General features: G+C 60.2%; 18 protein-coding genes, 1 tRNA gene and 1 pseudogene. 10 read left to right on the forward strand and 10 right to left on the reverse strand.

Translation table 11 applies throughout. The features are described 5' to 3' along the window. Window positions 1–156 precede the first annotated feature (156 nt). The gene (locus ACFR9U_RS20280; RefSeq protein WP_247381284.1) at window positions 157–1,164 is read left to right on the forward strand and encodes a hypothetical protein; all 1,008 of its coding nucleotides are present in this window, start codon (window positions 157–159) and stop codon (window positions 1,162–1,164) included. An 80-nt stretch (window positions 1,165–1,244) separates the two neighbouring features. Here the strand turns inward: ACFR9U_RS20280 and ACFR9U_RS20285 are convergent, their stop codons facing one another. Further along, window positions 1,245–2,150, reverse strand: a complete 906-nt coding sequence (locus tag ACFR9U_RS20285) for a hypothetical protein (RefSeq protein ID WP_247381282.1) — start codon at window positions 2,148–2,150, stop codon at window positions 1,245–1,247. A 185-nt stretch (window positions 2,151–2,335) separates the two neighbouring features. Here ACFR9U_RS20285 and ACFR9U_RS20290 point away from each other — a divergent pair, with 185 nt between their 5' ends. Next, window positions 2,336–3,148, forward strand: coding sequence for an enoyl-CoA hydratase/isomerase family protein (locus ACFR9U_RS20290; RefSeq protein ID WP_247381280.1), 813 nt, complete (start codon window positions 2,336–2,338; stop codon window positions 3,146–3,148). Window positions 3,149–3,329: 181 nt separating this feature from the next. On the opposite strand, the gene ACFR9U_RS20295 is transcribed toward ACFR9U_RS20290, so the two are convergent. From ACFR9U_RS20295 to ACFR9U_RS20305, 3 genes are all read right to left on the reverse strand, one after another. After that, window positions 3,330–3,650, reverse strand: a complete 321-nt coding sequence (locus ACFR9U_RS20295; protein WP_247381278.1) for a hypothetical protein — start codon at window positions 3,648–3,650, stop codon at window positions 3,330–3,332. Window positions 3,651–4,103: 453 nt separating this feature from the next. Then, window positions 4,104–5,351 carry an RNA-guided endonuclease InsQ/TnpB family protein gene (locus tag ACFR9U_RS20300; RefSeq protein WP_247381276.1) on the reverse strand — a complete coding sequence of 416 codons (1,248 nt, stop codon included), beginning with the start codon at window positions 5,349–5,351 and terminating at the stop codon, window positions 4,104–4,106. Window positions 5,352–5,544: 193 nt separating this feature from the next. Next, entirely contained in the window at window positions 5,545–6,012 is a 468-nt protein-coding gene (locus ACFR9U_RS20305; RefSeq protein WP_247381275.1) for a DUF5518 domain-containing protein, read from the reverse strand. A gap of 634 nt (window positions 6,013–6,646) precedes the next feature. Between ACFR9U_RS20305 and ACFR9U_RS20310 the strand changes: the two genes are divergently transcribed. Continuing rightward, entirely contained in the window at window positions 6,647–7,831 is a 1,185-nt protein-coding gene (locus ACFR9U_RS20310; RefSeq protein WP_247381272.1) for a PQQ-binding-like beta-propeller repeat protein, read from the forward strand. After that, window positions 7,831–8,685, forward strand: coding sequence for a hypothetical protein (locus tag ACFR9U_RS20315; protein ID WP_247381270.1), 855 nt, complete (start codon window positions 7,831–7,833; stop codon window positions 8,683–8,685). Before ACFR9U_RS20310 ends, ACFR9U_RS20315 begins: the two co-directional genes overlap by 1 nt. A 47-nt stretch (window positions 8,686–8,732) precedes the next feature. Here ACFR9U_RS20315 and ACFR9U_RS20320 read toward each other — a convergent pair whose 3' ends face one another. Then, complete coding sequence (locus tag ACFR9U_RS20320; RefSeq protein WP_247381268.1) at window positions 8,733–9,227, reverse strand: hypothetical protein; 495 nt, start codon at window positions 9,225–9,227, stop codon at window positions 8,733–8,735. A gap of 32 nt (window positions 9,228–9,259) precedes the next feature. Between ACFR9U_RS20320 and ACFR9U_RS20325 the strand changes: the two are divergent. After that, a pseudogene (locus ACFR9U_RS20325) lies at window positions 9,260–9,616 on the forward strand (DoxX family protein). Between the two features lie 95 nt (window positions 9,617–9,711). On the opposite strand, the gene ACFR9U_RS21420 reads toward ACFR9U_RS20325, so the two are convergent. After that, window positions 9,712–10,431 (reverse strand): DUF8127 domain-containing protein, encoded by a 720-nt coding sequence (locus ACFR9U_RS21420; RefSeq protein ID WP_465262025.1) that lies wholly within the window; start codon window positions 10,429–10,431, stop codon window positions 9,712–9,714. A gap of 238 nt (window positions 10,432–10,669) precedes the next feature. Between ACFR9U_RS21420 and ACFR9U_RS20330 the strand changes: the two genes are divergently transcribed. After that, window positions 10,670–11,149, forward strand: a complete 480-nt coding sequence (locus ACFR9U_RS20330) for a hypothetical protein (protein WP_247381266.1) — start codon at window positions 10,670–10,672, stop codon at window positions 11,147–11,149. A 53-nt stretch (window positions 11,150–11,202) separates the two neighbouring features. Here the strand turns inward: ACFR9U_RS20330 and ACFR9U_RS20335 are convergent, their stop codons facing one another. Beyond that, entirely contained in the window at window positions 11,203–11,658 is a 456-nt protein-coding gene (locus ACFR9U_RS20335; RefSeq protein WP_247381264.1) for a DUF5518 domain-containing protein, read from the reverse strand. A 467-nt stretch (window positions 11,659–12,125) separates the two neighbouring features. On the opposite strand from ACFR9U_RS20335, the gene ACFR9U_RS20340 reads away from it, so the two are divergent. Beyond that, complete coding sequence (locus ACFR9U_RS20340; protein WP_247381262.1) at window positions 12,126–13,082, forward strand: hypothetical protein; 957 nt, start codon at window positions 12,126–12,128, stop codon at window positions 13,080–13,082. Between the two features lie 380 nt (window positions 13,083–13,462). On the opposite strand, the gene ACFR9U_RS20345 is transcribed toward ACFR9U_RS20340, so the two are convergent. Continuing rightward, window positions 13,463–15,382 carry a sensor histidine kinase gene (locus ACFR9U_RS20345; protein ID WP_247381260.1) on the reverse strand — a complete coding sequence of 640 codons (1,920 nt, stop codon included), beginning with the start codon at window positions 15,380–15,382 and terminating at the stop codon, window positions 13,463–13,465. A gap of 1,146 nt (window positions 15,383–16,528) precedes the next feature. On the opposite strand from ACFR9U_RS20345, the gene ACFR9U_RS20350 reads away from it, so the two are divergent. The 3 genes from ACFR9U_RS20350 to ACFR9U_RS20360 all read left to right on the forward strand — a co-directional run bounded on the left by ACFR9U_RS20350 (window position 16,529) and on the right by ACFR9U_RS20360 (window position 19,664). Continuing rightward, window positions 16,529–17,002, forward strand: coding sequence for a hypothetical protein (locus tag ACFR9U_RS20350; protein WP_247381258.1), 474 nt, complete (start codon window positions 16,529–16,531; stop codon window positions 17,000–17,002). A gap of 411 nt (window positions 17,003–17,413) precedes the next feature. Further along, a tRNA-Met gene (locus ACFR9U_RS20355) sits at window positions 17,414–17,488 on the forward strand. A gap of 313 nt (window positions 17,489–17,801) precedes the next feature. Further along, entirely contained in the window at window positions 17,802–19,664 is a 1,863-nt protein-coding gene (locus ACFR9U_RS20360; RefSeq protein ID WP_247381256.1) for a cation:proton antiporter domain-containing protein, read from the forward strand. A gap of 14 nt (window positions 19,665–19,678) precedes the next feature. Here the strand turns inward: ACFR9U_RS20360 and ACFR9U_RS20365 are convergent, their stop codons facing one another. Both ACFR9U_RS20365 and ACFR9U_RS20370 read right to left on the reverse strand, forming a co-directional pair. Further along, window positions 19,679–19,915, reverse strand: a complete 237-nt coding sequence (locus tag ACFR9U_RS20365) for a hypothetical protein (RefSeq protein ID WP_247381254.1) — start codon at window positions 19,913–19,915, stop codon at window positions 19,679–19,681. Window positions 19,916–19,997: 82 nt separating this feature from the next. After that, window positions 19,998–21,341, reverse strand: coding sequence for an RNase J family beta-CASP ribonuclease (locus ACFR9U_RS20370; protein ID WP_247381251.1), 1,344 nt, complete (start codon window positions 21,339–21,341; stop codon window positions 19,998–20,000). Window positions 21,342–21,626 lie beyond the last annotated feature (285 nt).

Genomic DNA, 21,626 nt, shown 5'->3' on the forward strand with positions numbered 1-21,626 from the left:
AGCCACCGCCAGGACGCGACTTGGTCGCTGCTCTCTCGACACATATCATGATAACACCCAATTCTCCACGGGAGACATATCGAATATCTAAACACCCTGGACATCCCACTGCCGCCTACGTGCATGTCCACTGCTGAGCGGACGGATGGAGTCTGGGTGACTCGCCTCATACGAGTGATCGTCGAGCGAAGTCCCTTCCGTGCGCTCCCAACGATCCTGCTCACCGTTGGATTGGTTCCGTTCCTGTTGACTGGGCTGTTTCTGGCGCTCGTTGGACCCGATGTTCGACCCATCTTCCTTGGGAGTCAACTCCTCGCAGCGACGTTACCGGCCGTTGGGGCGGTCCTCATCTGGCGATACGACACCGTCGTCTTTCCGACGTTCATCGAGCGCATCACGGAGGTCACGCCGTACGACGACAACCGTGAAATCCAGCGAATCGCTGGCCACTACGGCGCGTTCTTCGCAAATGTGCGAGCAACGACCGCCATCTGGACCGGCTTGGTACTGGTGGCGGTCATCGTCAACGATGCGTACTTCCGGTCGCTCGGGGTCACCGGGTACACCGACCCGTCCTACTTCGTCTACGGGCTCTTCGCCGCGTGGGCTGGTGCGATTACCGCTGTCGGCATTCGGATGGCGCTCACGACGATCCTCTGTATTCGCGAGATCGGCGACCTGGACTTCACCATCGATCCGTTACATCCGGATGGACTCGGTGGACTCAGCAACATCGGCTACTTCGCAATCCGGACGACGTCGATCCTCTCGATCGGCGCGCTGGGATTGCCCCTCGCGTTCGACGTCGTCCGCGTCAGCGGCGGGAGCGGTGTCATCTACGCGCTCGTGGGATTCTACATACTGTTGCTCGTCGGCTCGTTTGCCTTCCCGACCGTGTACATCAACCGCCGCGCGAACGAGATCAAACAGGAGTCGTTGGACGACAAACGCGAACAGATCCACGAGCTCCGCACTCGCCTGCTCGCGAGCGACGACCCGGAGGAAATCGAACCTCTCCAGATGAAACTCGCCGAACTTCGCAAGCAGTACGAGACGTATGACGCCGTGAACCTCTATCCCATGTCGCTGTCGATCGCCTCGCGCCTCGCCTCGTCAGTGTTGCTCCCCCTGTTCTTCTTGGTCATTGAGACGTACGTGCTCTGAACCCTATCGTGCGTTACACGTGGCTGAGCGCGTCATAGAACGCTTCCATTGGGATTCAGAGGCGATCTGTCCAGGTAACGTCAGTTCCGGAGGAACAGTTTCATGTCGCCGACGAAGTGCCACAGGATGTAGACGACGGTGGCTGCGACGACCGCGAGTAGTGGGAGGTAGACCTGAAACCACACGCCCACGGCCGCAAGGAGCACGGAGGCGGCGATAGTTCCCTTCGTTGCCACTTGTTTGCCGAGCCAACTTCGATGGCCGTCGAAGCCCTGATCCGAAAGCAGGAGTGGGACGTCCTCGGACCCGCGAACGGTGTACTCACCCTCGTCGACGTGTCCTTCCCCATACACACTGATCGTCTCTCCGTGAACCAGTGGTTTCGCTTCCAGGAGGTATCGGTCGAGCGCGACGCCGTCGTTGTGTCGCTCTACGGTCCCCTCGAATCGACTCAGCGGGAGATGGACTGTGTGCTTCCTGAGAAAGAGGGACCATGAATCCCACAGGTCGACAGAGAGTTGTGAGCGCTTCGTGATGCCCCCGACAGTCAGGGCAGCAAGCGGCTCGCTCTCGGACGCGCTGCGGAGGTGCTCCGGGTTGATGGCGATGGTTCGATCACCTGTCTCGACGCCGAGCTGTCCCCATTCGATGCCAGATGCGAACGTGTGATAGTGTTGTGTCTGCCACCCCCCATCTTCCGCTGTGAGACCCTGGTTGGTATTGTCCGGAAATCGAGCCCGCCAGACGTACGCCCCAACCGGTGAATCGATGGTGTCGACGGGTGGATCGCCCAGTTCGATCGGTTCGTCGACGACCAGGTCGCCCTCGATCGCGATTGGGTCGCCATCGACACCCTGCGGCGGCCGCTCGGCGTCGATCGATGAGAGCAAGCGAAATACCTGGATGGCCGTCAGTGTTCGGTAGCCAGACGCGAGCGCAACCACCCCGAGAACGCTCGACAGAACGACGACGAATGCCGAAGCCATCTAGCCTGGAGGATGTGGTGACACTCCCAAAAAGCCTCACGAAACCGCTGTCTTCGTGCCGCTGTGGCGGCCTTCCTACCGTGCACTATCACGAGAGGGGCTGCTCACAGATCGGCTCGCGCTCCGGTCGTACGGTGGGCGTGACGCCACAGGTGCTTATCATCCCGGGTGCCGAGTCTCCCCATATGACATCGGACGCACCCGCTCCCGAGACCCGAGAGACCGTCGAGACAGGCCGGTCTGGCCACGTTGGCCGGATCACCCTCTCGCGACCCGACGCGATGAATACCTTCAGTACGCAACTCGCGCAGGAACTCGACGACGCGCTCCACGAACTCGACGCCGACCCGGAGGTCCGGGCCATCGTCGTCGACGGTGCGGGTGACGCCTTCTCCGCGGGCATCGACATCTCCGAGCACGACGACCACGAGTCGAAGGACGCCTACCAGGAGTGGGTCGCGCGAATGGAAGAGCCGTTCCACACCGTCGTTGAGATGCGCACACCAGTCGTCGCCGCGGTGCACGGCCACGCGGCCGCCAACGGTCTCGGCCTCGTCGCAGCCTGTGACCTGGCTGTCGCCGCCGACGGCACCAAGTTCGGGGCCACAGCGCCGAAGGTAGGCCTGTTCTGCATGGGGCCAGCCGTCCCGGTGATGACGTCGCTCACCCGCAAGCGGTACAACGAGATGCTCCTGACGGGCGAACTCATCGACGCCGAGACGGCCCTCGACTGGGGGCTGATCAACCGGGTCGTGCCCGAGGGTGAGCACGTCGAGGGTGCCATGGAACTCGCCGAACCCATGATCGAGAAGAGCCCGGTTGGCATCCAGATGGGCAAACAGGCCGTCACCGAGATGGCCGGCCTCGAGTATCACGAGGCCATCGACTACTCGAACGAGCGGTTCGCCGAGCTGTGTACGACTGACAACGCTCGCGACGGTATCCAGGCGTTCCTGGAGGGCGACCCGCTCGGTGCCGAGGAGTGGCCCGACGAGTAAGTCCGCGACGAACAGAAGGACTGCGGTGACGAGTCGCAGCAGCACGGCGTCCCAACGGAAGCCGCGCCCGTTCGCATCGCTATCGATGTTCTGTGCAGTGTGTCCATATCGTGAAGTTACCTCCTGACCGATACGGATGGTGTATGCAGCAGGTCGTGAGCGCAGTTCCCCTGCCCGACGATCACGTGTCTTCGGGTGGCTCCGATTCCTCGTCAGTGGCCGTCTCGATGTCACGATCCTCGAGTGCGTCGACCGATTCAGGAAGCCGGCGTTCCACCAGCCACAAGGTCAGCCGATAGATGCCGTAGGCAAGCCCGACGAACAAGACCAAGTCGATGATGTACAGTTCGAGAAACTCGACGAGGGAGATCTCACGCAGTGTGAGATCGCCGAAGAGAATGAGGACTTCGAGCGTGATGACGAGGATCAAAACAGGCCCGAGAAGGACGAGGAGTCCGATAGCCAGTCGGCCGAGACGGTCGCGCGAGTCAGACGAGGCCATACCCTGCTAGTCACTCGCTCGGAATAAAATACTGGGCCAGGCGCGACGCCACTACCGACTTCACGATGGCGCTCCCTGCAGGATCGGTGCGGTGTCTGTCGTACACCGGTCTCGTTCCTTGCAGACACGTTCCGCTGAATCGGCTGCGCAGTGTGGTGCCCACTTTTTACGTCGTCGGGTGTCCTCGCTTCGCTGCGGGCACCACTCCTCGTAAAACCTGGACGAAAACCCCCGGACGACTCACTCACTTCGTTCGCTCGCGTCCGGTGAACCACCTCGCTCGCGGTGCTCGCTCGGTGGATGCTTCCGTGCTTACTGCACAGCCTGTACTGTACGGCACGGCCTGGTTGTCGGCGTCCCAAGAACGCGTCGCGTTCTGGTGTCCGAACGAGGCACAGTGTTTCGCCTGCACGCCGAGAGGTGTGTAGCGCGCGACAGCGTGCGCAGCGTCAGCTACCAACGACTGAAGGTCGTTGGCTTGCCGGTGGACTCCCGTTCTACCGACACGTAGGCGTCGGACGCCACGTCAGTCGCGTTCACGGTCATCACCCCCGGCTTCAGGGCGTACTGACAGAACGCCCCTCCAGCGGGGGACTTCTGCCCTCGCTGGAGTTTGAGCGCCAATTTCCGGGCGATATTCTTTGCTGCGTTGTAGTCGGCGTTCACTGAGTACGAACAGTCAAGGCAGGCGAAACGTTGCCCGTCGCGGTTTTCTTCGAGTGTACACCCACACTTCGAGCATTGTTGGCTGGTGTAGGCCGGTTCCACATTCTCAACCGCGATGCCAGCCAGTTCCGCCTTGTTTTCTGTCTGTTGTTGGAGTTCGTTGAAGGCCCACTGTTGGAACTTTTTGTCGTCGCTGATACGCTCTCGAATCTGTTTAAGATCCTCGAAGGCGATATGCGTACAGTTGTGGCGGTGGGATTCTGCGACGATTTCGTTAGAACACTGGTGCAGATAGTCTTGACTCCAGCGTCCGAACCGATCACCGATCCGGTGGTAGGTCAAGTGGCCGCTTCGCGTGCCCGTCTGTTGTAGGCTGGCACGCCGTTTCTCGAATTCGCGGCGCTGGTGGTTCAGATAGTCAGCATTGCCGACGAACCGTCCTGTGCTGGTCACGGCGATATGGTCATCGACATTGCAGTCCACGCCAAGGACTCTCGAATCCTCGGCTTTCTCAGGACTGTTCGCGTCGATTTCGCGCTCCATCACCGCGTGCAGGTAGAACTCGTCGGTTTTACTGTCGTAGTGGACGGTACTGGTTGAGAAGGAGTAGTCCTCGTTCAGCAGGTACTCGCCGTGTGGTGTCCCCTCGGGATCGTCTGGTAAGTCGTATTTGCATTCGACTCTCCCGTTGACGGTGGCGAGACTTACTTTGTCACGGTAGTAGGTGGCTGCTCGCTTGTCGTAGACAATGCTGAACGTGTCGTAGTGGGGCTTACTAGTGTTCTCGCCATCTGCAAGCCGGTCAACACAGTTGCCGATGTCGTCGGTGGCGCGTTTGATGGCTTTCTGCACGAGGTTGGCGTGGAGGTCGTCTGTTTCATCGCGGAGGGCGTCGTAGATGGCGGCTTCAGCTTCGCTCTTGCTAGTCACGCAATTTTCGTCAGGATAGCGCCACGCCCAGTCTGCGGTTCGATTCGCACAGTACTGGAATTTGGAGTTGGTGGCGTGGAGGTCGCTCTTGCGGTCGTCAGGCACGTTGAGACGGACGCGAACCGTCCGAGTTACCTCCCCGCCATGTGTGTCACAGTAGTTTCTACTCTTTATTACTATTTTTGTGAGCGTTGGGGAGTCAGCAATGCCAATACTGGTAAATTGTGGCTCGGAGCGTACGCGCTTCCTCCACACGGCTAAAGCCGTGGGCTTCCGCGCTGTTACCACTGTGACCTTCTCATTCCTTCCTGGGGAACGGGAGACGATCGAGCGCTGTCGTTCTCGCCCAATCGCCAATGACTGCCCCGAGCAGGCCGACAAACGCACAGAGCAACACACCGAGTACGAGAGCAAGCGGTGTCGCGAGTAGTGCAACCACGGCGACCCACTGTGAGACAGACGAAATCGTGGCGAACAGGTTCAGGAGATACAACAGAACGACCGCAATTGACCCTGTGATACCGGTGAGAACACCAGCGCGACGACTCCCGGACGGCCGCTCACTGTAGAGATACCCGACAACTACCCCGGCAACGAGCAGTGGACTCCCAGTGATCCGTCCCCCAGCAATCTGTCCCTCATCGAAAACGAGTCCCCGAGACAGGAAGACAGTAAACGGGATCGAAGCGATCCCTACGAGAATCGCAACTCGGTACGACTCATCGGTGATGTCAGCTCGAAGCTCCTGCAACCGTGATGCGGCCATTGTTTGAGAGTTCCAACACAGTCCAAAAATGCTGCCGCCGAGTTTCGCGTTCAGAAACCCGTGTGCTGAATAGATGTCCTGTCCCTCGCACGCCGGTACTGATGGCAATCAAGCAGGTGGCAAAGAGGCTGCATACACAGCGCGCGTTTAGCATCCAACCCGAACGTGACTTACTCCGGTCGAACTGGTCACCGATACTGAGCAGGCACTCCTGCTTCGTGCCGAAGATCTGCGGACGGAATTAGCGGTAGCGTACAACCACTCCCGCGAGAACGGCTCCGAGCAGATAGACGACTCCAAGCGCAGCAAAAACGGAGAACGTCCACTCGTTGCATCCGTCGTACCAGACGAGAGCCCAATTGGAAACCCGAATCCCACGGACTCCGGAGCACCGTACGTCCGGCAGAGCGCCACTTCTCGGCCCCCTAATCCTGGGGTGGTAATGAAACCGAGTGCGAGGAACAGACCTCCCAGACCAGCAGATACCGTACCGACACGTCTGATGTTCACCCACGAGACGTGATCTCTATCTGTAATGTAACGTCTGCTTCGTTTCACCGGGGACCGACAGCGATAATGGCAATTGTGACACACCTCCGGGTAGATGCCCTCCTCACGACGTCAAATTCTCGGCTTGTCCGCCCTGGGGGTGAGCGGTGCGGCCGGCCTCGCATCGCTCGCAACCCAGGAGGACACAGATCGCCAGTCACCGTCCGACTGGCCGATGGCTCGGTATGACCCGCCCGGGACCGGATACAACCCCCAGGCAGCAGGACCGACCGACGACGTGGCGGTCGCTTGGACACACGAGGCACCGGCCTGGTTTCGCGGGAGCACGCAGCCGGTCCGGCAGGGTGAGACGCTGTATGTCGGTGGCAACGGACTCCTGGCCCTCGATACCGAGACTGGCCAGCGGCGATTCAGCGTCCAGGGGCCGTATCACTCGAGTCCAACGGTTGCGCCAGCGTCGATCTATCGGACCAAGACACTCGGGATCACCGGCCCGACCGGTATTTACGGGCTCAACGCTCGTGGCGGACAGCCACTCCCCCTGACGGACCAGACAGTCGGTGGCGAGCGATGGACAGGGCCACGATCGCCCGCGCCCGGCTTCTTCGGGCCGGCCGAGGCAACGAGCCCAGTCACTGCGAACGGGCGGATCTACACGGCAGTCCCCGGGACGAATTCAGTCGTGGCGGTGGAGCCGAACAATGGAGAGGTGCTCTGGCGGCAAACCCATCACGAAGACGAAGGGATCAGTGGCCCCTACAGCAGACCCGCGGTGGATGACGGACTCGTGGTCGTCACTGCCTGGCCGGAACAGGCCACTGCGTACCGTGCTGATACCGGCGAGCAACACTGGCATCGTGAACTCGGTAAATCGACGGTTCTCCCGCCGATCGCAACGGACGAGGGCGTCGTTATCCCGACGCGTGAGTCCGTGCAGTTGCGTGCCCGCGCTGACGGGTCGCTCCTCTGGGAGCGCGACCTGGCGGGGAATGCGACTGACAGCACGCCAGCAGTTGCCAACGGCACGATCTTTGTCGCCGATGAGCAGGCGTCACTCCACGCGCTGTCACTGGCCACCGGTGAGACACGGTGGACAGCACCGTTCGAGGGAGAGACGACGCCCGTCGTCACTGACAACCGGGTCTACGCCGTCGACTCGCTGTGGGCGCTGAAAGCGTTCGACGTCGCCACGGGTGAGCAGCAGTTCGAGTATCACCCATCGGAGGTCCCCCTCTCGCCACCGATCGTCGGCGACGGCATGCTCTATCTGGCCAACCGTGGCCGCATCCTCGCGCTGGAGGACGCATAATGCCTGGTGAAGAGAACGACGAGCCCGAGATGGATGCCCGATCGAGACAGGCCTCACCAGCCACTCGCCTGTCCACCGTGGGCGTGATACGGGCTGCGCTCCGACGCATTCGTCGCGATCCAGTCCTCGCTGTTCCATTCGCCGTCGTTGGGGTGCTGGTCGCGCTGGCAGACTGGCTTCGCCAGTCCGACCCGATTCCGGTGGCAGCACCGGACGCGTTCAGTGATTCGGTGAGTCTCCAGTACTCCGTGCTTCCGCAGGGGACCGCACGCACGGTCCGGCAGGTTGATGCGCTGATCGACCTCACACTGCCGTATCTCCTCTGGGCCGTCGGACTCGAACTCGTCGTTGCGCTCGCTGTCGGTCTCGCGGGGTGGCTGACGATCAGCCGAACACTCGATAGCCGCTCTCACCCCAGGACGCTGGGCAGGTATCTGCTCGCCCTGGGTGCGATCGTCTCGCTCCCGCAGCTGCTGGGCGTCTCACCCGTCAATATCGACAATTTCCTGCTTGGACTCGCTCTGCTGGCTGCACTCTTGTTCGTCTTCGTCCGGCTGTTCCTCGTCCCCGCATTCCTGGTTACAGGGAGCGGGTTTGTGGCGGCACTCCGGCAGAGCGCCCGCCGGTCACGCGGACACGGCATGACGTTCGCCGGCCTCATCATCGTCGTTGGACTCGCCTCCTGGGGACTCGCAACCGTGCCGATCGCCGGTGGCTTGCTGAGTACGGCACTCGTGGCACCGGTCCACGCCGTCGCGCTCGGAATCATCTCCTCTCCCGAAACTGATGACGTAGACGCGACTCCGTCCACTCGTCCCGGTGACCGTGATGGTAATTCAGACGGCGATCGATAACCGCGTTCGTCTGTTCGCTCCCGGCGTCGATCGCGACCAGTTCGTCCTCAGGAACACGTCGAGCCGCCACTGGTTCCTTCGTCCTCGAATGTCAGCGTGTGTTGCTGGCCTGGTCTCGTACAGGTCTTGATCGTGGTGTAGACGTGCGTCTCGTTGTCACGGAGTTCCTCGACGATGTACACCGTCACGTCGCCCCGAGTCCACCCATCGATCGTGGTCGTCACTTTTTCGCCGGGGGCAACGGTGATGTGTTGCGCTGGGATTCCATCATCGGCCAGCGTCACGTTGTGATCCCTGTCCGACCAGACCAACTGCGAGAGCGTCTTGAGGCGGCGTTCATCAGCCCGGGTCGTGACCTCGAAGTTCATGTACATCGCTTTCTCTCTGCTTTCGACAGTGTATGCGGACAGCTGATACGAGGTCGTGTCGTTATTTTCGACAGTCAGTGTGGGCTGGGCGGGTCCCGACACGGTATCGTACAGGACAACGCCACTCACGAGCGCCAACCCGAGGAGGAGCGCAATCGTTCGGCGGGAGACCATCCGTACGGTGCACTACCTGCAGGGGGCAAAATATCATTCCGATTGCTCACTCCCTCTTTGGGAGTGGGCTCGCAGTACTGGCGCTTCGGAATCTCACGAACCTCGATGGCCGCATCGCGTACGCGGACGCGAAAGAGTCCCGTTCGCAGAAAAACTAGTTCCCGCAGCCAGTGGCCTCCTCCTCGGTGGCAGTCTCGGCATCGGGGCCTGGAGGTTCCCCAAACTGTCTGCGGGCAGTATTGCGGCATTTTCCCTCGGCGTCATCCCCGTGATGCACGACTTCTGGGCCGTCGACGACGAGCAGGGGGGAGGAACCGACCTCGTTCCTACAGACCCTCACCCTCCTCCGCGCTGCGATCGCGTTCTTCCAGCGTACAAGTCAGGACTAGATCCCGGCTGGGTGCCACAGCCAGTGGGTCACCTGTTCGACCGTCGTGAGGGCTGTTTCACCCCACGAGAACAGCTCGTGAATCCCGAACCAGAGTCAGTGGGAGTAGTGGTGTATCCCGCGCTGGAAGGAGAGTACACCGAGGACTGTGCTTATCGTCGCAGAGAGGCCACCCGGCGACGTGTCACGGGATCTGTCAGACATGGGAACGACGACGTAGTACGATCCGTTCCGAGCGAGAAGCCGCTCAGCATGTTGGAGCTCACTGCGAACGGTGACGTTTCCGGTCTCGACGGCCGTTGTCAGCGGGGCAGACCAGTGCCGAGTCGACACAGAGAGATTGGCCAACACTGCTCGCGCTGGAACCGGTTGCAGTGCGAGTGTCGTGTTTTCCTGGTTCTCGGTTGAGACCTGTTTATAGAACTCACCGTGATAGCTGTATCCCCGCCAGTTGTCGGGGCCGGTTGGCACCGTGAGATTCCCCGCTGTCAGTTGTGACTCGAGGGCACATCGGTCCGATACGCCAATCGGATAGCAATCGATCTGGAGCCCCGACTGGCCGCCGATTGCGCCTTCTGCTCTGTGTGCCGCTCTGTCTGGGCCAGAAAACGAGAGCGCATCCCGTTCTGGCTGCACCTCGACAGCAGTGTACTGAACGGTCCCAGTCAGTCCGAGTGCGCTCGGTAACCCGCCGACGAGCGGATGGAGCACCAGGATACTACCGAGGCTCAGAAAGACGAGTGCCTTGAATCGGTGTGAGGGAGACCACCCACGGAACAGCGGATCCGTGGAGCCCTCTTCAGGTTCAGGGCTCATAACTCTCTCGTCGACGGCATCGTGTTTGAATATTGTCTATTCGGAGTGGCTATGACACAGAGGACAGCGACCACGTACTCGAAGTATTCAGTCGTACTATATTTGGGGCGTACAATATGATGGGGGAACGAGTCGTGTTTCGTAACGAGGCTATCGGTCTCTCACCCAGTGAGCCACTGGTGAGCACTGTGCTCCGGTAACCAAATCCTCTTTTGGCACTCGTAGTGATACCTGCATCATGGAGCAGGCCGATGAACAGCCACGGGACGCCAGTCCGACGCTCGATCGGAAGCCCTCGTTTGGCCACCTCCTCGTGGTCTGGTTTCTCGTCGGCTCGTCGTTCTGGACCCTCGGATTCGCCCTGGTCGATGCAGTTTCGGTTGCCGTCCCCCTCTCGCGAATGGGTACCGGGCTGCTGTGTGGGACGATCGTCGTTGTCCTGCTCTGGGCAGTCGGGTGGTACCCCTCACTCTCGGCCAGCGTAGGGTACTTCGTCGCTGAAGCAGCCGTCAATCTGCTGTTGTTCTTTGGGATCGCTCCTGTGTTCAGTAGCGAGCTGACGCCCTGGCTTGAAGTTGGCCTCCATACCACTTCGATAACCCTGGCGGCGGCACTCGTTTTCTCGAACAGCGGCAGACGGATACGACGCTGGATCAGCCACCGCACCCGCGCACTGCTTAAACTGCCATCCGAAGACCATTCACCCAGTCAGGAGTGAAGAAACCTCCCTGACACCCGTTCGTAAGAGGGAGGTGAATCTCCTTTATCTTCTCAGGGTTCCCCATTTACAACGGGGGCCGATTGGCCAGGTTGGTTGCCGGCCAGCCAGTTCCCAATGCGTGCGCCAACTTCGCCGATGAGGGCAGCGATCCCGAATCCACAGAGTGCAATCACGAGCGTGAGAGCAACCGTAAGGACCGTCGCGCTTGTCACGAACCAGGCTGGCCCGGCCAACCCCGATGTCGCCGCCAACAGATCGAACAGGATCCACAACACTGGGAGTCCGCCAAGAAGCCCGACCCGGATTCCGACTCCGCGACTCTCACCGCCTGTTCTGGTGACCAGATAGCCCGCGAGCATCCCACCAAACACCACTGCTCCGAGTGAGAGTTCGGACCCTGTGTGCCAGTAACTGAAGGTGGTGAACGGAAGGGAGGTCAACCCACCGACGAGGGCGTACTTCAACCGTGTCGATTCGTGCTGTGGAGGAGGACCAGTTTCAGGCATACTGTCTCGAGTCGCATGTGAGGTCGGTGTGTTATAAAGGAGGTGGCAGAGTCACACGCTCGTTAACTCTTCCGAAGAAAGACTAATATGGTTCTGTCACGAGTATGATTGGATCAAGGCGACGGTTGTTTATGAGTCACAATGGGGCAGTGCGGAAGCCCGCGAGTGGACGCGTTGGTAGCCGACTCAGGTAGGCACTCTGTTACCCCTCGGCGGGGATTGCGTGGACCCAACAACGATGCTGCAATCAAGGCATCACGCCGGCGTAGGCGTTCCGGATGTCTAATACAACGGCCCGAGACCAACACTAACTCGGACTGCATTCAGGCGTTGCGTGGTGGTCAGGAGTACGTCTGTCCCCCCGAGATGGGGACCTGCTCACTGTCGCACCAGTCGGGGATTGCTCCGGTGACTTGTTGCCGTGGTGAACTTTTTTGTCACCTGTGTGTGAATAGTATCGCAGGATTATGACGACCCTCCAACGACTGCGAACTGACCTCCACCGACAGTGGGATGCGACGACGCTCGGCTTTGGTGCCCTGTTCGCGACGCTCTTTGGTATTCAACTCTGGACGATGCTGGTCACAGAGACCACGCAGGTCATCGTGGACGGCTTCGGCCCCCAGTCAGTCCCGATGTTCACCACGTCGGCGGTGGCATCGCTCGTCGGCCTTGGGGGAGGGACGCTCGTGTACGTTCGGTATCGTGCTCTCGACCTCGGCATGTCGTGGCCCCGGGAGGGGACCTGGCCGATCGCCCTGGCGGTCATCGTCGCTCCAGCGTTGCTTGCTGTTGCCGTCTCAGCCGTGGGAAACGCGCTGTTCGGTGTCTCGCTGAGTGCGATAACACAACAGTGGCTCAGTCCACAGGTCTCGGCTGAGTTCGTCTTCTTGCATCTCGTCCCATCGGACGTCTTCCGTGGGATCGGCGCAGGCCTCCTGATCTGTGGGGTCATCTACGAGTCCGTTCACAGGTTGGTTGGAGCCGACGACGCGGCCGGCTTAGCAGCCCTGTTCATCGGGTACTATTGGCTCATGCCGTGGTCACCGATCCCCACCATTCCACCGAGTCTCACCGACAGCATCCTCTTCGCGCTGACACTGCTACTCGCCGTTGCGTTCGGCATGGCCGTGGGCGTCCTGTATCGGACACTGTCCGACTCCCAGCATGCGAGCGCCTTGGCTCGCCGGGACATCCCCGTTTTCGGCGTTGCCTTCGTTGGCATCCTGGGTATCGCGTCTGATCTGCTCACCTTCCCCCAAGACGTTCGTCACCTCCTCTGGATCCTCGTTCTCGGCCTTGCTGTCATCGGCTACGCCCGGACGCGGTCGGTGTGGGTGGCTGTCCTCTCACTCGTCACGTATCACGTTGGAGTCAGCGCTGTGGTCTGGGTCGAGGCTTCGCTCGGACTGGCCGTCATGTGATCCAGTCTGACGGACAGCTCGTGGTGGTGTCGTCCACAGTGGGGGATGGCGAGAACGACTTCCTGTTCGACCGGAAGCACGACCTGCACGCCGAAAGTGACGCCACAAGTGCCCATTCAGGCAACGACCTGCAGAGTGGCGATATTTCCAGACTCCGTCACGGTGTGATCTACTTCCGCTGGCCCCCTCGGGATAGGACTCGGAGTGACAGAGCTGATAGGTTCCTTGATCGGGTGGCTACTCGCGATCGTGTGGGCGATGAGAAACCGACGTGAGCACGAGAAAACTGTCGAATACAGCTATCAGAGATCCGATCTGCCACTGTTTGGTCCGACAGTTCCGTCTACAACCGTTAGCAATTTGATGATACTGGCCGGGGTTCATCCGCTTACGGCTGGGAACTCGAGTGTCACGATCGTCCCACGGGGTTCGTTGTCCGCGATCGTGACTGTCCCCCCAAGTCGAGTTGCCAGCCAGTTAACCAGCCACAGGCCGATCCCACTCCCGTGCATGAGCGAGGTCTCTTCCCCTTCGCTGATCGTTTTGCGCTCCATCTCTGGCAGGCCGGCCCCCGTATCCACGACGCGAATGCGAACAGACTCATCGGATTGGACATCCAGTGTGACCGTCGGAGATTCCTGATCGCTGTGACTCAGCGCGTTCTCCACTAGCTCGTCCAGGATGCGCCGGAGCGCCGCTTCATTCCCCTGAATCGACGTCTCCGCTCCGGTCACCTCGATCGTGGCGGCAGGGTACGCCTCGAGATATGACGCCGCGATATCCTCTAAAAGGGGTTGAATGGCTACCGTCTCGACGATCTGGTCGTCGTCGGCACCCCGTTCGAACTGCTGGGCCTTCTGCGTGAGATCGATGAGCTCCCGTGAGCTCTCTTTGATCTGTTTGGTTCCAGTAAGCGCCGTCTCGAAGGGGAACGAGGTGACGTGCTCTATAGCGCGGTCGAACGTCGCGAGCTCACGTTGGAGCGACGTCGACAGATCAGCTAGCTCGGCCACGTGGCCGATGACCGCTCCGGGAGAGTGGTCTTCGTTGAGGGAATCGAGGGCCTGCAGCGTCGAGAGTTCCTCTTCGAGGAGATCGGCGTAGCCCATGACTGTACTGAGATTGTTGCGGAGGTTGTGCCGAAGAATCCGATTCAGTACCATCAACCGCTGTTCACGTTGTTTCCGAGCCGTGATGTCCTGAATCGCCCCGTGGAGGACGGTCTTCCCGTTCCGGACGCACCGTTGGCCGGTCGTCCGGACCCAGCGCGTTCGCCCGTCGGCGGTCACCAATCGTGCTTCGATATCGTACTCGATTCCCTGGTTCCGGCACTGGTCGACAGCCTGCTGGATGGTCTCCTGATCGTCGGGGTGGAAGAACTCGATCGCGTCGTCGATGCTCGGCTCGTACGAATCTGGCACCCCGTGGAGCTGCCGTGTCCCATCCGTCCAGCGAAGCGTCTGCGTCTCCGCCACGTACTCCCAGCCACCTGTACCAACCAACTGCTCAGTGTGGGCGAGCAAATCACGGTTCCGTTCGAGTTCCCGTTGGCGGTCGACGAGATCGGAGATGTCCCGCATTGTGATCACGACGCCGTCGACCGTTCCGTCCGGGTCTTCCAGGGGATAGTAACGAATATCGAACGTCCGATCGCCCGTTGACGGACTCGAACGGGCCATTCGGTACGACACCACCTCACCGTCGAGTGCCTGCTCGAAGTGGGGCTCGATCGTCTCGAGCCTGTCGGCATCGAAGACGTCCGCAAGTACCGTGTCGCCGAGTTTGTCCTGCTCGATTCCGTGAAAGCGACGATAGCGGCTGTTCGCGAAGAGATATCGATGCTCCGTATCGAGGGCTGCGATCAGATCGTGTGTCTCCTCGATGGCCCGCTTGTATTTGCGGAGCTGGTCTTCACGCGCTTTCTGGTCGGTGATATCGGTCTGAATGGCCACGAACTGCTCGATGTCGCCGTTCGACGTGACCGGGGCGATCGTCTGATGAGCGGTATAGTGGTCACCATTCTTGCGACGGTTGATGATCTCCTCTTCCCACACGTCGCCTGCGCTGATCGTCTCCCAGAGGCGCTGATAGTACTCCTGGGCGTGCTCACCCGAGTTGAGAATGGTCGGTGTGCGACCGATGGCCTCCGCAGCGGCATAGCCCGTGATGGCTTCGAACGCAGGATTGACGTACGTGATCGTCCCGTCAGGCGCGGTAATGAAGATGGCATGGCCAGCCGCTTCGACGGCGCGTTCAAGGCTGGCGGTGGTGGATGGCTGATGGGTATCGGTATCTGTCATCGTTGATGAATCCGGACGAACAGGGGCTCACCTGCGGTATTCGGTGAGACATGGGTCGAGCGGTTCGTCCAGTGCTGTCCGACCTGTCGCAAGCCATGTAAATAATTGGTGGGACTCAGCTGTCACAGAGTGAAACTGGTGGCGTCTGGTTCGCAGCGATCTGGGTGGCTCGACGCTTCTGGTCGCAATCGTTCCCGCTGGAGAGCATGACGACGCCCGACTGCGATCGGTTTGTCTGGGTTCGTCGGGGATGCGTGCGTCGAGGACCTGATCGAGTGGTTCGGCGAGAGCGTCGCGACTCACGTCTCCTCCCACCGATACGGTGTGACCCGACGGGGCCGTCCATTGACATTCTCCCCGCGCTAAAGCGCGAGGATTCCTCCGTGGGGCGTCGGGCCGTTCCATCGGCCCCCGAAGGCAACTTCCTCACCTCGCGTGGTGGTACCGGGTTCGTGCGCTACACGTCGGCCCTCGAAACGAGGGGATGGCGTATTCGGCGTCCGAGAGGGACCGGTATCCGCTTGTGCCGTACCCGATACCGCCTGAACCGAGGCGTCCGAATGCCGGGCAACCGTCCACGGTTGGAACGTGAGCGGACACGGGTCGTGCCTTCGACCATACTCCGCCGACGAGGGCGGAGTGCAACCGCGAACGGGGCATGTTTTGGTGTGCTGTCGCTCCCTCGTTTGCGCGGTCGTTGCCGACCGTCTCCAGTGACGGGTAGGGGTACTGTGAGGACGGCGGACGAACCTCAACAACGTACTCCTCACCGTTTGCCGGTGGTGGGCGTGGAACCGTCCGTATCAGCGGGAAGCGACCCCGAGTCTTCCTGTTGAGAGTATACGCGAGTTGTCTTACCGCACGATACGACGCTTGACTACTTGGGAATCTCGGTTGTGGAGGGTTTGTCGGCTTCATCCCCGAGTGAACGGCGAGGCTTTCGCCTCGAATTCTCCGTAAGGGAGGGCGGACGGACTCGCGGGACTCGGCTGATAGAATCTGGCTGGTGACACTCCTCGCTCTGGGGGACCGTCGCGTCCCGCGCTGGCGCTTCGAATCGCGAAATCTCGACGACACGGTATTGGTCGGTGAACGTAACACAGATTCGACAGTTATTTTGAAAGGGGTTTCTCACCCGCTATTCGTATGCCCTCCAGCAAGAACATCGTAACAGCTGCACTGCTCTTCAGTGTCCTCCTTTCACTGACGGGATGTACAGCGCTCTTCGAGGAGCCTGCCACGGTCCGCTGTTCATCGGAAACCAGGTCTGACGGTGAGGCTGTGATCAGTGGGTTCACGGCGACCGGGCATGATGGGGCAGTGTACCTCGTTGTCCCGGCCATCCGTGAGCAACTCGACCGATTCAATGTGAGCCGCATCGCCGTCTTTGACCGCCGTGGCGAGCTGGCGTACGATATTCCCGTCGACGAAGACAACTTTGCGATGAACAAGATGGAAGCCCCCCAGGTTAGTGACGGGGAGATTCCATACGCCGTCGCCATCGGTGCGGCCCCACAGCACGGCTGGTATCGAGTCGTGGTCTACAACGGAAGCGGTGGCGCGGTCCAGACGACGACCGGCGGGTTCAACTGCTATAGCGACGAATCCCTGTCACCGTAGGCACTGACTGCCTCCCGCTCCGGGTCGGGGCTTTGAATTCCGTTACGCCCCATTCGACAGCGAAGGAGGACGGACGTTCCCGCTTGCCGACGTCCGTCGGAGTTGAGACAGTCTCTCGCGCGACCGGTGATGAACCGTCCTGCGACAGCGGTGATGAGAACCGGCCCTATGAGGAAGCATGAACTACTAGGCATTCGCAACGAAGAGGAGACTTTCAGACCGTGTCTCCTACGATTGTCGTCAGCAGCGTCGTGCAAGAAACACAGCGCGAGTCTTGCACGACGATCTGCTCACATAGCGGGCAAGGAGACTCGGTCTCACGCGGGGCCATACATCGACGCCGAACCAACTCCCACAACGTTCGTGTGGCTATCAACAATACGGATACAACCGCCACAGTTCGACAGTAGTAGCGGAATGAGATAGCCAGGAGATTCCGGCGGGCTCATAACCCGCAGACCGGTGGTTCAAATCCACCTCCCGCTATATTCTGTCGCTCACAAATCGTGAGCGACGAAATCGCTGTGTGGAGTTGAAGCAGGGAGTGGAGTATCACGGAACGACCGTGGTTCAAATCCACCGCCCGCTATATTCTGTCGCTCACAAACCGTGAGCGACGAACATAGCTGCGTGGATTAGAACCTGGGAACGAGGGAGCGAAGCGATCGACGTTCACGTGGTTCAAATCCACCGCCCGTTATAATTAGAATACCACTCTCGGGTCCGCCTCTTTCACCCGACGCTGATTTCATGCCGATTATATACGTCGGTTGAATACTCACTATCAGGTGTCTTTCTGGTGAGCCTTGCGTCAAATCTGATTCCCATCGTCGTGACGATCCTCGGGCTGGGTGTCGTCTCCCAAATAATCGCAGATCGGCTTGAAGTTCCGAGTGTCCTCTTTCTCGTCGTTGCTGGGCTCGCCGTGGGCCCCGAAGGGCTGGGAATCGTGACTGCGGATTCGTTCGGACAGAGCCTCTCCGGAATCGTGGGACTGAGTGTCGCCATCATCATCTTCGAGGGGTCGTTCCATCTGACGCTGGACAAACTCCGGCAGACGCCGCGAGAGGCGCTTCGACTCATCACACTGGGGGCCATTATTGGGCTGGTCGGAACTGCCCTAGCCGTCCGCTTTGCGCTCGGTGTCTCCTGGGGACTGTCGTTCCTGATCGGGTCGCTGCTCGTTGCGACCGGCCCAACCGTGATCACACCCATTCTGGACGTGGTCCCAGTGCGAGATCGCGTTGCAGCCGCGCTCGAAACCGAAGGGATCGTCAACGACGTGACGGCGGCGATTCTGGCAGTCGTCACCTTCGAGTTGGTGGTCCTCGGCAATCACGAGAACGCCGGGCTGGTCGAAGCCTTCCTGTCGCGGCTCGGGATCGGCATGCTCGTTGGACTGTTTACCGCTGGCGTCATGTGGTATCTCCTCGAACACGTTGACCTCTCCCCGACGAATGCGATTCAGAACTCCAGATTGCTGGTGTTGGTTGGGGCGATTGCTACCTATGGACTGGCCGAATCCATCGCCGGCGAAGCAGGTATCGCCGCGGTCGCGACAGCGGGACTGTTGCTCGGGAACGCAGACATTCCATACGAGGACGAGATTGCAGCGTTCAAAGGTGACATCACGCTCATCGTCCTTTCGTTCGTGTTCATCACGCTCGCAACCCTGCTTTCGATCGAGGACCTGCTGGCCCTCGGGCTGGGTGGGTGGCTCGTTGTGCTCGCTATCGTCCTCATCATTCGGCCGCTCCTCGTGTTCGTCTGCACAGTCGGTGAGCGGTTCACCTTCCGCGAGCGGGTGTTCATGAGTACGGTCGCGCCACGGGGAATTATCCCGGCGAGCGTCGCAACGCTGTTTGCCATTCAACTACGCCCGACGAATCCAGAGGCAGCCTCGGTACTGGTCGGGACTGTCTTCCTCGTCATCCTCACGACGGTCGTTTTCGAAGGTGGCTTGGCCCGGCACATCGCACAGTTCCTCAACGTCCTGCCTATGCGCGTGATTATCGTCGGCGGCGGTCGTGTTGGCAAAGACCTGGCCGAACGACTCGAAGAGCGTGGCGAGAACGTCGTCATCATCGATGCCGATCAAGAGATGGTCACCAACGCTCGCAACGCTGGCTACACCGTCCATCACGGGAACGGAACCGATACTGCAGACCTCGAAGCCGCTGGCGCAGCGAACGCCAAGATCGTCGCCGCTGCCACTGGTGACGACGACGTGAATCTGCTGGTTTCGCAACTCGCCAGTACGAAGTTCGGCGTCGACACCGTCCTCGCCCGTGTGAACAAACCCGGCAACGAGGAAGCGTTCGAGGAACTCGGAGTGCGGGCTATCTCGGCTGGCAAATCCATCTCGTGGGCGATGGACAACGTCATCGAACGCCCGGCACTCTCCGAGTGGATGACCGAACTCGGCCGGTCGGGTGACGTCCAAGAGATCGAGGTCACCGCAGACGACCTCGTCGGGAAATCGATCAGCGACCTCGATACAGAGTTGCCCGACGGTGTTCTCATCGCGCTCGTCGGTCGTGAGGGAGACACCCAGATGCCGGAGCCGTCCTTCGAGTTAGCACATGGCGACCACATCACGTTCCTCGGGCGGAAAGATGCTGTCCGGAAAGCCATTACCCGCTGTCATCCCGAACGAGCCTGAGCCAGATAGTAACGTTAGCTTTCCGAAGCAAGCTCTGGGTGGTCACTGGTTGCATCGTGAGAGAGAACGAGGATGGAGTCGGCATCAGACTCCTGTGTGGAAATGATGAACTGCGTTCGTTTCTCACCAGAACCACGGACCTGGTACTCGATGGTGAGTGAGTCGGGATAGTCGAACTCACCTGCGATTGCGTCGACGGCTTCTTGCAACTTGCTCGGCGACGGGTCTTTCTGCGAACGGTTCGTCTCCATGACCATTTCTTCAAAACGGACCAATGAGAATATTATGTCCGGTTTGACAGAATTTATGCCGGCACAGGAGTGAGCGTCTCGACTAGACTAAGCGGATGATGTTCCCGTTCGTGGTGATGTGGAGGTCACGACCGACTTCGTATCCCTCGTTATCGGCCAGATCGACGTAGCCCGAGAAGCCCTTCATGTTCTGGTGGGCAGGAATCACGTGCTGGGGCTGGAGTGCATCCAGCATCTGGTAGTGACCTTCCTGGCGGAGGTGGCCGGAGACGTGGACGTCGTCGTAGATGCGTGCGCCCTGCATCCCGAGGAGTTTCTCAGCCTGGTAGCGGTTGCCCTCGTTGGTTGGCTCTGGGATGACCCGTGCGGAGAAGATGACCTTGTCACCGTCATCCAGTTCGTACGGCGTCTCGCCGCGTCCCATCCGCGTGAGCATCGCCCGCGGCTCACCCTGATGCCCGGTGACGACAGGAAGGAAGTTCTCCTTGCCTTCCTTCATGATGCGCTCGAACGCTCGGTCGACGGACTTGCGGTGGCCGTACATCCCGAGGTCGTCGGGGAACGACGCGGCACCGACGCGTTCGGCCGTCCCGGAGTATTTCTCCATGGACCGGCCGAGCAAGACCGGCTGGCGACCGATGTTCTCCGCGAATTCGACGAGACTCGTGACACGGGCGATGTGGCTGGAGAACGTCGTCGCGACGATTCCCCCATCGTAGTCTTCGAGACTCCGCATGACGTCTCTGAGCTGGCTCCGGGCGACTGCCTCGCTCGGCGTTCGCCCCTTCTTGTTCGCGTTGGTGCAGTCCTCGATGTAGCAGAGGACGCCATTGTCTTCGCGCCCGATCTCGCGAAAGCGCTTCATGTCGATGGGATCGCCGATGACCGGCGTGTGATCCATGCGCTTGTCCAGCCCGTAGACGATTGCGCCTTCAGGCGTGTGGAGGACCGGATTGATGGCGTCGATGATCGAGTGGGTGACGTTGACGAACTCCAGTTCGTTGCGCTCGCCGATGGACATCGTCTCGCCGGCTTCCATCTTGATCAGGTCGTTCTGGACGTTGAACTTCCCCTCGTCGTTGATCTCCTCTTTGACGAGTTCGAGCGTGAACGGACTCGCGACGATCGGCGCGTCGTACCGGTGGGCGAGTTTCGAGATCGCCCCGATGTGGTCGAGGTGACCGTGCGTCGGCACGATCGCTTTCACCTCACCGTCGAGGTCGGACATGATCCGATCGTCAGGAATTGCGCCCATGTCGATGAGATCGAGCGAGTGCATTCGCTCGGTTTCGACGTTGTCGTGAATCAGTACTTTCGAGAGGTTCAGGCCCATGTCGAAGACGACGATGTCGTCGCCGGCACGGACGGCTGTCATCTGGCGGCCGACCTCCTCGTAGCCGCCAATAGTTGCGATTTCGATTTCCATAGGTGGATCCGATCAGAGCAGTCCCAGAACCCGTGAGAATCCGCCAGTGATGGAGAGCAGGACGTCACAGCAGGCGTCAATGCCAAATCGCTGTGAAGGAATCGAATCGCTGCGTGTCACGCCCTTCCCGGGGACAACGCGTGTTTCGGTTACGAGGGAGTCGGTGGCCCCGACGTATATACCCCGTGGAAATCTCCAGAGCAGGCCAGTTACAGGTTGCGTTGATGGAGACAGGCGGTTACCAGAGTTGATGACACTCGGACAGGTGTGACACGTCGAAACACC

Source organism: Halorientalis brevis, from assembly GCF_042678165.1.
In the GTDB taxonomy this organism is placed as follows: domain Archaea; phylum Halobacteriota; class Halobacteria; order Halobacteriales; family Haloarculaceae; genus Halorientalis; species Halorientalis brevis.